The 9,304-nt window shown below is 63.2% G+C and carries 13 protein-coding genes; 5 read left to right on the top strand and 8 right to left on the bottom strand.

Annotated elements, in window-relative coordinates:
* The first annotated feature begins 83 nt into the window (after nt 1–83).
* From dapE to CK215_RS19170, 4 genes are all read left to right on the top strand, one after another.
* On the top strand, nt 84–1,283 hold the full coding sequence (dapE, locus tag CK215_RS19185) for a succinyl-diaminopimelate desuccinylase (RefSeq protein WP_067003044.1): 1,200 nt from the start codon (nt 84–86) through the stop codon (nt 1,281–1,283).
* Nucleotides 1,284–1,285: 2 nt separating this feature from the next.
* Nucleotides 1,286–1,891: a transporter gene (locus tag CK215_RS19180; RefSeq protein WP_067323778.1), complete on the top strand. Its 606-nt coding sequence runs from the start codon at nt 1,286–1,288 to the stop codon at nt 1,889–1,891.
* 81 nt (nt 1,892–1,972) lie between these two features.
* Nucleotides 1,973–2,254, top strand: a complete 282-nt coding sequence (locus tag CK215_RS19175) for a type II toxin-antitoxin system ParD family antitoxin (RefSeq protein ID WP_095827308.1) — start codon at nt 1,973–1,975, stop codon at nt 2,252–2,254.
* A complete protein-coding gene (locus tag CK215_RS19170; RefSeq protein ID WP_095831842.1) occupies nt 2,251–2,568 on the top strand; it encodes a type II toxin-antitoxin system RelE/ParE family toxin in 318 nt (105 codons plus the stop codon). Before CK215_RS19175 ends, CK215_RS19170 begins: the two co-directional genes overlap by 4 nt.
* 11 nt (nt 2,569–2,579) lie before the next feature.
* Here CK215_RS19170 and truA read toward each other — a convergent pair whose 3' ends face one another.
* From truA to def, 6 genes are all read right to left on the bottom strand, one after another.
* Entirely contained in the window at nt 2,580–3,335 is a 756-nt protein-coding gene (gene truA / locus CK215_RS19165; protein ID WP_095827310.1) for a tRNA pseudouridine(38-40) synthase TruA, read from the bottom strand.
* A gap of 24 nt (nt 3,336–3,359) precedes the next feature.
* A complete protein-coding gene (locus CK215_RS19160) occupies nt 3,360–3,866 on the bottom strand; it encodes an N-acetyltransferase (RefSeq protein ID WP_067323775.1) in 507 nt (168 codons plus the stop codon).
* Complete coding sequence (gene fmt / locus CK215_RS19155) at nt 3,863–4,798, bottom strand: methionyl-tRNA formyltransferase (RefSeq protein ID WP_067003054.1); 936 nt, start codon at nt 4,796–4,798, stop codon at nt 3,863–3,865. Before fmt ends, CK215_RS19160 begins: the two co-directional genes overlap by 4 nt.
* A gap of 19 nt (nt 4,799–4,817) precedes the next feature.
* Entirely contained in the window at nt 4,818–5,243 is a 426-nt protein-coding gene (locus tag CK215_RS19150) for a type II toxin-antitoxin system VapC family toxin (RefSeq protein ID WP_095776830.1), read from the bottom strand.
* Entirely contained in the window at nt 5,240–5,518 is a 279-nt protein-coding gene (locus tag CK215_RS19145) for a plasmid stabilization protein (protein WP_082953832.1), read from the bottom strand. Before CK215_RS19145 ends, CK215_RS19150 begins: the two co-directional genes overlap by 4 nt.
* Nucleotides 5,519–5,936: 418 nt before the next feature.
* A complete protein-coding gene (def, locus tag CK215_RS19140) occupies nt 5,937–6,467 on the bottom strand; it encodes a peptide deformylase (protein ID WP_067003060.1) in 531 nt (176 codons plus the stop codon).
* A 103-nt stretch (nt 6,468–6,570) separates the two neighbouring features.
* On the opposite strand from def, the gene CK215_RS19135 reads away from it, so the two are divergent.
* The gene (locus CK215_RS19135; RefSeq protein WP_095831841.1) at nt 6,571–7,821 is read left to right on the top strand and encodes a DNA recombination protein RmuC; all 1,251 of its coding nucleotides are present in this window, start codon (nt 6,571–6,573) and stop codon (nt 7,819–7,821) included.
* Between the two features lie 15 nt (nt 7,822–7,836).
* On the opposite strand, the gene CK215_RS19130 is transcribed toward CK215_RS19135, so the two are convergent.
* Together CK215_RS19130 and CK215_RS19125 are read right to left on the bottom strand one after the other, a co-directional pair.
* On the bottom strand, nt 7,837–8,241 hold the full coding sequence (locus CK215_RS19130) for a GFA family protein (protein WP_067323761.1): 405 nt from the start codon (nt 8,239–8,241) through the stop codon (nt 7,837–7,839).
* Between the two features lie 34 nt (nt 8,242–8,275).
* Complete coding sequence (locus CK215_RS19125) at nt 8,276–9,235, bottom strand: cation diffusion facilitator family transporter (RefSeq protein WP_095831926.1); 960 nt, start codon at nt 9,233–9,235, stop codon at nt 8,276–8,278.
* Nucleotides 9,236–9,304 lie beyond the last annotated feature (69 nt).

Raw genomic sequence — 9,304 nt, 5'->3', positions numbered from 1 at the left:
ACACGACAACCATATTGTCGGCGGCTTGCTCGGCGAACATCTGCCACCGTGACAGGCCTGCCGCTTTCGACTATCGCTTTGCCATGAAATTGCCGACCGACCCCGCCCAGAACCTTGCCGCCCTGATCCGCTGCCCTTCCGTGACGCCCGCCGAAGGCGGCGCGCTGCAGACCTTGGAAGACATGCTGAAGCCACTCGGCTTCGCCGTCGAGCGGCCGATATTCTCGGAAGATGGCACGCCGAACATCGAAAATCTCTATGCGCGCCGCTCCGGCAACGGCCCACATCTGATGTTTGCCGGCCATACCGACGTGGTGCCGGTCGGCGACGAGGCGGCGTGGACGCATCCGCCCTTTGCCGCCGAGATCGCCAATGGCGAGATGTATGGCCGCGGCGCCGTCGACATGAAAGGCGGCATAGCCTGCTTCATCGCCGCGGTGGCGCGCCACATCGAGAACAATGGCGGCCCGAAAGGCTCGGTCTCGCTGCTGATCACCGGCGACGAGGAAGGGCCGGCCATCAACGGCACGGTGAAGCTGCTCGACTGGGCTGCCGCCAAGGGCGAGAAATGGGACGCCTCGATCGTCGGCGAGCCGACCAATCCGGATGCGCTTGGCGATATGATCAAGATCGGCCGGCGCGGCTCGCTCTCCGGCAGCGTCATCGTCAATGGCCGTCAGGGCCACGCCGCCTATCCGCAACTTGCCGACAACCCGGTGCGCGGGCTTATGAGCCTTGTCGACGCGCTGCTCCATCCGGTGTTCGACAGGGGAACAAAGGATTTCCAGCCGACCAATCTGGAAGTGACGTCGATCGACGTCGGCAACCCCGCGACCAATGTCATCCCGGCCAAGGCCACCGCCACGTTCAACATCCGCTTCAACGACACTTGGGATGCCGAGACCGTCCAGGCCGAGATCCACAACCGGCTCGACCAGGCGGCGGGCCGCAAGAAATATCGGCCGGGCAAGAAGACCGCCGTCGACTACGAGCTTGTCTGGCGCGACCGGCCGAGCCATGTCTTCCTTACCCGCGACGAAAAGCTGATCGACACGCTGAGCGGTTCCGTGGCCGCGGTGGTCGGCAAGAGGCCTTCGCTCTCCACCTCCGGCGGCACTTCGGATGCGCGTTTCATCAAGGATTTTTGCCCGGTGGTCGAGTTCGGGCTGGTCGGCAAGACCATGCACATGGTCGACGAGCGCGTGGCGGTCGCCGATCTCGAGACGCTGACAGGGATATACGAGCGCTTTATCGAGGACTGGTTCGGACAAGGTCTGACGTGACCATGCTCTCAACGGACGAAACCTTTGCTTCGCTGGCCGGCGCCTGGCGGCTGATGCTCGGCAGGGCCGACGGCCTGCGCATGCTCGATCTGTCCGCGGACGGTTTTTGGAATTCCTTCTTCGCCATCGTCGTGGCGGCGCCGGCGCTGATCGTCGGCTGGGTCGGGATCGCCAATGAGATAGGCGATCCGAATGCGTTCGCCGGGCGGCTCGGCATGCTGCTCCGGCTGGCAACCGTCGACATCGGTTCCTGGGTGCTGCCGCTGGTGGCGCTTGCGCTGGTCGCGCCGCGCGCCGGCATCGGCGGCCGCTTCGTCCACTACGTCGTCGCCTCCAATTGGGCTTCCGCGATCATCGCCTGGCTGATGCTGCCCTCGGCGCTGCTGAGGCTGTTCCTCCCTTCGACCGACGAGGTCAGCGGCCTGGTCTCGCTGCTGCTGTTCGCGCTGTCGATGGTGCTGACCTGGCGCATGACCAACGCGACGATCGGCAAGGGCGCGGCTGCCGGCACCGCGGTGTTTGTCGGCATGTTCGTCGCCTCGCTGCTCGTCTTGTTCGGGCTGCAGGCGCTGCTCGGCATCGACATTCCGGACGGCGCGAGGGGCTGATCTTGGCCGGCTGACGGAGTCTTTTCTGTGAAACAGGGGGGTATGATAGTTTCACACCACTGTCCTCCCGGAGCGCTAGCCATGTCCGCTACCGAAAAACGCGCCTTCAGCCTGCCGGCCAAGCAAGCGGCCTTCATTGATCAGCTCGTCCGCTCGGGCACGTATGCGACCAGCAGCGAAGTCATCCGCGCCGGGCTTCGCGCCCTTCAGGAGCGCGACGCCGCGGTGGAGCGTTGGCTGCGCGCGGAGGTCGCTCCGGCCTATGATGCGTGGAAGGCAAACCCCGGCAAAGGCATTTCGCCGGAGGAAATGGCAGAACGGGCGCGCAAGCGTCACGAGCGCTATTCGCAAAAGAAACCGTGAGGCGTCGGACCGTCGTCTATACGCTTGATCCCGGCGACGATCTCGATCGCATTTACACCTTCATTGCTCAAGCCAGCAATCCCATCCTTGCAGACCGCTACGACGCTCGCATCCGCGCGTTCTGCGAGCGCCTCGAGCATGGCTCAGAACGCGGCACGCGCCGTGATGACGTGCGGCCGGACCTTCGCGTCGTCGGATTTGAGCGCCGGATAACTGTCGCTTTCGTTGTGGAGCCTGAGCGCGTCGTGATTCTGCGCCTCTTCTATGGCGGCGCGAATTGGTCGGACGAACTCGCCGGGGACGACGCCGGCTGATCGACGCCGCCTCAGACGTCTTCTGGATAGTCCACCCCGACCAAGAACAGGCCGTCGGGCGGCGCTACCTGTCCGCAGGCTGCCCGGTTGCGCGCTTCGAGCGCCGCCTTGAGATCGGCGGCGCTCCAGGAGCCGTCGCCGACCCTGCGCAGTGAGCCGACCATCGAGCGCACCTGGTTGTGCAGGAAGGAGCGCGCCGAGGTTCGCACCTCGAGGAGATCTCCGGCACGGGTGACATCGAGCCGGTCAAGCGTGCGCACCGGGCTTTCGGCCTGGCACTGGGTGGAGCGGAAGGTGGTGAAATCGTGCCGCCCGAGCAGCACCCTCGCCGCCTCGTGCATGGCCTCGGCATCGAGCCGTTTCGGCACCCACCAGACCTTGCCCTTTTCAAGCGCCGACGGGGCACGGCGGTTGAGGATGCGATAGAGATAATGGCGGCCGGTGGCGGAAAACCGCGCATCGAAATCGTCGGCGACGACGGCAGCCTTGAGGATGGCGATGCGCGCGCCAGCCGCCTGCAGATGGGCGTTGACGGCGTCGCGCACCTTGTCGCCCGCCCAGTCCCTGGCCAGATCGACATGGGCCACCTGGGCGGTCGCGTGCACGCCGGCATCGGTGCGGCCGGCGGCACGTATTCGCACCTCTTCGCCGCAGAACTTTTCGATCGCCTGCTCGATCGCCTGCTGCACCGAAAGCTGGTCCGCCTGATGCTGCCAGCCGGCGAATTGGCTGCCGTCATATTCGATATCGAGCCGAAAACGCGGCATGCCAGCTCTGCGTTTGGCGCTCGCCTAGGCGGCCAGCGCGGTGAAGGCCGAAGCGTATAGCAGTCTGCCGGCCTCGGGCGCGTCGCCCCAGGCCAGCGCCTGCAGCGCCTCGCCCTGGTATTCGCTCTCGAATTTCTCGGCGCGGGCGTGGGTGTAGCCGAAGCGGCCGTAATAGGCCGGATCGCCGAGCACCACCGCCAAAGCCTCGCCAGCCTCCTTCAGACGGACATGCGCCTCGCGGATCAGCGCGCCGCCGATGCCGGTGCCGTGGAAGGACGGCTCGACGGCCAGCGGCGCCAGCGCCACGGCCGCGAAGCGCTTGCCGCCGTTCTGCACAAAAAGCCTGGAAAACAGAATGTGGCCGACGACCTGGCCATCTTCTTCCGCAACCAGCTCGACGACGGCGTCGCCGCCGGTGACCAGCGCATCGACCAGGCCGGCCTCCGCCTGCTGGCCGAAGGCATGCTCTTCGACGAGGCGGATCGCCTCGCGATCCCGCGGCGTCGCCGCACGTATCGACATCATGCTCATTGGAGTTTCGTTCCTTTTTCGATCTTGGCCCCGCGCAAAAACTCCTGCGCGGCGGCGGGCCTTCCACCCGCCCGTTGAACTTCGACCAGCCGCACCGCGCCTGACCCGCAGGCGACCGTCAGCCGATCATCGAGAATACCTCCCGACTCGCCGACGCCGTTGGAAAGCGTCGAGCGAAGCAGTTTCAGCCGCTCCACGCGGCCACCAATTTCGACCTCGCACCACGCGCCCGGAAAGGGCGACAGGCCGCGAATGTGATTGTGGACTTCGCCGGCAGGCCGCGTCCAGTCTACGCGTGTCTCCGATTTATCGATCTTTCGCGCATAGGTCACCCCTTCCGTCGCCTGCGGGGCAAATGTCAGACAATTTATCCCCAACTGTGCGAGCGCATCCACCATCAGCGAGGCGCCTCGAGCCATGAGGAGGTCATGCAATTCCCCGGCGGTCATATCGGGACCAATGACGCATTTTTCAACCAATGCCACCGGGCCGGTGTCCAGCCCCTCTTCCATGCGCATCACCATCATGCCGGTTTCGACATCGCCGGCCATGATGGCGCGCTGTATGGGAGCAGCACCGCGCCAACGCGGCAAAAGTGATGCATGGCCGTTGAGGCAACCGAGCCTGGTGGCCTCAAGAACGGGTTTCGGCAGAAGGAGGCCATAGGCGACGACCACGGCGACATCGGCCCGCAAACCGGCAAAGGCCTGCTGCTCCGTCTCTGCCTTGAGCGATGTCGGCGTGCGCACCTCGAGCCCGAGCCGTTCCGCCTCGCGCTGCACGGGCGAGGGCGTCAATTCCAACCCGCGCCGGCCGGCGGCGCGCGGCGGCTGCGTATAGACGGCGGCGATCTCGTGGCCGGCCTCGGCGATGGCGCTGAGCGTCGGCACGGAAAACTCCGGCGTGCCCATGAAGATGACGCGAAGGGGCATTTCTCCTGCCATGCTATGTTCAGGCGTCCGCTTCAAACGGGTTCACGAGCTTCAGGCCAAGCTCGTCGAAGTCGCGAACATTGCGTGTCGCAAGCGTAGCGTCATGGGCCAGACAGATAGCCGCAATCATGGCATCGGAAAGACTGACCGGACGACCGATATTTTCCCGCATTGCCCGAAGCTTGCCGGTAAGGCGAGGTACCGAGCCAGCAAAGTCAACGATGCGACCCGAAAACTGCTTCGAGATCAGATGGTCGAGAGCACGAACGTGTCGATCAGAGCCGGTCTTATTCAGAAATCTTTCGGCGCCGAAAGATTGTTCCATGACGACCGGGCCGCACAGGTAAAGATTGAGCAGATCCTGTTTGCGAAACCATTCGACCACGTTCGGATCAGGTGTGATCCTGCTTGCTTCGGAAACGACGTTGGTATCGAGAATAATCAATCGAAACCCTCGACCAAGGGGCCAAAGTCCTGTTTCCTCGCAGCTTCGATTTCAGCCATTGTCTCAGCAAACTCGTTGTCAATTGCGCTTTCGTTTGCGAATGCGGAGCGGATACTCTCCCATGCTGAGAAGTTTGGCTCTAGCCTTCTTTCCTTTTCCACACTCATGCCCTTCCACAAAAGATCGATGGCTTTGCCCGATAGGCTCTGGCCGACTTTTCGAGCGGCTTGCTCAATTTCGCGCTTTAGGGGTTCTGGTACATTTCTGATTAGCATATCGCTCAAGGCTAAGCCTCCAATTTGATATCATGATATCATGGTTAGGCGATTTGCTCAATCATACCCAGCACGGGTTTGCGCGGCGCTTAAAGACTCTTCGGTAACCAAGTTCGAATGCTTTCCTTATATGATTCGGGCCTCTTGCCCCTTCGGAGCCATTCATATGAAGACTCGTCAAAAGACATTGGGGCGTGTCGTACGCCAGGTTCAAATCGCTCGATGAGGAATCTACGAAGGGCGAGTTGTCCAAACGACGTGAGCGAGCATTCGCTGTCTACCTCACGCCGCTTTTTGCAGTGGCATTAGTCGTGGTTTAATATTCTCGCCAAAGTCTCGCGCGCTTGCGTTTGAATTGGCTTCCAAAGCCATCGAAGTCGGGAAAGACTGGATCCTGCGTGGAATGCTCGAATGAGGTTCAGCCCGCCATCTTGCCCGGCGCCTTGTCCTTGGCGAGCTTCTTGAATTTCCTGACCACCATGTCGCGCTTCAGCTTCGAGATGTGGTCGATGAACAGCACGCCGTTAAGATGGTCGATCTCGTGCTGCAGGCAGGTCGCCATCAGGCCTTCGGCCTGCATCTCCTGCAGCTTGCCGTCGCGGTCGAGATATTTCACCCGCACCGCTGCGGGACGCTCGACCTCGGCATAGTAGTCAGGGATCGACAGGCAGCCTTCCTCATAAACCGAGCGCTCGTCGGAGCTTTCGAGGATTTCCGGATTGATGAAGACATGCGGCGCCGGCGGCTCGCCTTCCTTGGCGAGGTCGATGACCAGCAAACGCCGCGGCTCGCCGACCTGGATCGCCGCCAGCCCGATTCCCGGCGCGTCATACATGGTTTCCAGCATGTCGTCGGTGAGCTTGCGCAAGTCACCATCGACGCGCTCGACCGGTTTGGAAACCTGGCGCAGGATCGGATCGGGAAGGATGATGAGCGGCTTGATCGACATGGCGTCTCACCTAAGACGTCGATGGAAAAGCGTCAACCGGGGCGGCTTTGACTTGTTCACGTTTTGATCTGTGCCAGCAGAGCGAATCGGCTATGCTGCCCAAATGAACGACATGACCTCGATCTTTTCGCAACCCGTCGCGCGGCTCGGCGCCACCACGATCAGGCTCGGCGAGGCGCTTGGCTTCGGAGCGCTGCTGCTGCTGACGCTGTTCCTGGCGCTCGTCATCGCGTTGTGGCGCGCGGGAAAGGCGGGCGCGGCAGCGGCGGCCGAAGCGGCCGACCATGCCCGCGACACCGAGGCCAGGATGGCGGACATTCTTCAGGCGCAGGCCGAGATGCAGGGTCGCATGGGCGCTATCGCCGAAGTGTTCGGCGCCAGGCAGGCCGAGCTCACCCAATCGCTCGGACAGCGGCTCGACGCCATGACCGGCCGTCTTGGCCAGACCATGGCCGAGCAGACCAAGTCGACGCATGAGAGCCTGGCCAAACTGCAGGAGCGGCTGGCGGTGATCGACACGGCGCAGGGCAACATCCAGTCTTTAGCCGGACAGGTCGTGCAGCTGCAGGCGATCCTCTCCAACAAGCAGACTCGCGGCGCCTTCGGCCAGTCGCGCATGGAGGCGATCATTGCCGACGGCCTGCCGCACGGCGCCTACGAGTTCCAGGCGAGCCTTTCCAACGGCAGCCGGCCCGACTGCCTGGTGCGGATGCCGAACGGCGCGCCGATGCTCGCCATCGACGCCAAGTTTCCGCTGGAGGCCTGGAATGCCATTCGTGCCGCCGAAGCCGCTGACTTGCAGAAGGCGGCGGCGCAGGCGTTCCGGCGCGACATCGAGGTGCATATCCGCGATATCGCGGAAAAATACCTTATCCAGGGCGAGACGCAGGACACCGCCTTCATGTTCGTGCCCTCGGAATCGGTGTTCGCCGAGATTCACGAGAATTTCGAGGCCGTGGTGCAGAAGGCGCACCGCGCCCGCGTCGTCATCGTCTCGCCGTCATTGCTGATGCTGTCGATCCAGGTCATCCAGGCGATCCTGAAGGACGCGCGCATGCGCGAGCAGGCGCATCTGATCCAGGGCGAGGTCATCCGCCTGATGGAGGACGTGGCGCGAGTCGACGAGCGCGTGCGCCGCCTGCAGACGCATTTCGGCCAGGCGGCCAGGGATATCGACGACATCCTCGTCTCGACGACGAAGGTCACCAAACGCGGGCAGAAGATCGAGGCGCTGGAGTTCGCCGAGGGCGAACCCGAACCGCCACGCGGGCCTGCCAAGGTGGAGGCGGGCGCGCGCGTGGCCGATTCCAAGACGGGTCAGCTCAGGCTGCGCGTCGTCGAAGGCGACGACTGAGCTGTCGTAACTCCGTTACTGCTCCTCGATGGTGGTGATGCCTTCGATTTCCGGCAGCCAGTGCAACGCCGAGCGGTGCCAAACCTGTCTTCTCGGCACCAGCTGGTCGCGCTGGCGCGCCGTGCCCACCCGAATGCCGTAGATTTTCGGTCCATCGCCGACCGACGTGGCATAGAGATGCGATCCGCATTCGCCGCAAAACCCCTGAGCGCGCTTGGCGCCGCTGGATCCGGTCTTGATGTAGACCTTCGGCGTGCCCTTGGTAATCCGGTAATCCTCTTCTGGCGCGCCCACCGTCACGCGAAAGGCCGTTCCCGTCAGTTGCTGGCAATCGGTGCAATGGCAGATCGAGGTCTTTTCGGGATCGACTTCCGCTTCGTAGGTGATGGCGCCGCAATGACACCCGCCGTCGATTCTCATTCGGCATGCTCCCAAAAGATTGCTTCGCTCAAATCTAATCCTCTTCGAAGGCCCCGGCGATAGCCTTACGCCTGCGCTCCCATGTGCCGGTCGCCTGCGGCTTGACGAACAGCCTGGTGATTTCGGGCATGTCGCTTTTCAGTCGCGCCTCCAGGCGTTCAACGCAGGCTTCGATCTCAGGCGCCGTGAGATGATCCTCGAATTCGATGCTTAGGCCTGCGACGATCTCCTCCGGGCCGATATGGACGCTCAGTATGCCGTTCGCCCGCTGCACGGCCGGGTCTTCCTGAGCGATCGCCAGAACCTTGCGCTGCACCTCGGGCGAAGCGGGCTCACCGATGAGCAGACCCTTGCTCTCGCGCGCCAAGAAGATGGCGGTGGCGCCCAGGATGACGGCGATGCCGATCGAGCCGGCGCCGTCGAGCTCGGGGATACCCAGGAGCTCGGCAGACAGGATGCCGACGAAGGCGACGACGAGGCCGAGCAGCGCGGCGCTGTCCTCGAACAGCACCGTGTAGATGCTGGGATCCTTGCTCATCCGGACCGCCTCGAACCAACCCAGCCTTCCCTTCTGTCCCCGGAACTCCTTCAGCGCCACCAGCCAGGAACTGCCTTCGAACAGAAAAGAAAGACCAAGCACGATGTAGTTGACCTTGGCGTTGACGATCGGCTCGGGCGCCATGATGTGGATCACGCCCTCATAGAAGGAAACGCCCGCGCCCAGCGCGAAAACCAGAAGCGCGACGATAAAGCTCCAGAAATAGAGTTCGCGTCCGTGTCCGAGCGGATGCGTGCGGTCGGGCGGGCGCGCGGCACGGCGCATGCCGTAAAGCAGAAGCGCGCCATTGCCGGTGTCGACCAGCGAATGCACGCCCTCCGACAGCATGGCTGAAGAGCCTGTGAAGAACGCTGCGGCGAATTTGGTCAGGGCGATCGCAACATTGCCGGCGAGCGCGGCGTAGATCACTCTTTTCGAGCCGCTATGCCCTGCCATGCGCTTCCGATCCTCTTCCAAGTGGGAGCTCAGCGGCCGCCGCCCAAAGCTCCACCGACAATGCGCCAG

The sequence above is a fragment of the Mesorhizobium sp. WSM3864 genome, assembly GCF_002294955.1.
Classification (GTDB): domain Bacteria; phylum Pseudomonadota; class Alphaproteobacteria; order Rhizobiales; family Rhizobiaceae; genus Mesorhizobium.
Note: the sequence above shows the minus strand (reverse complement) of the source record. Positions and strands in the feature narration are given on the sequence as shown.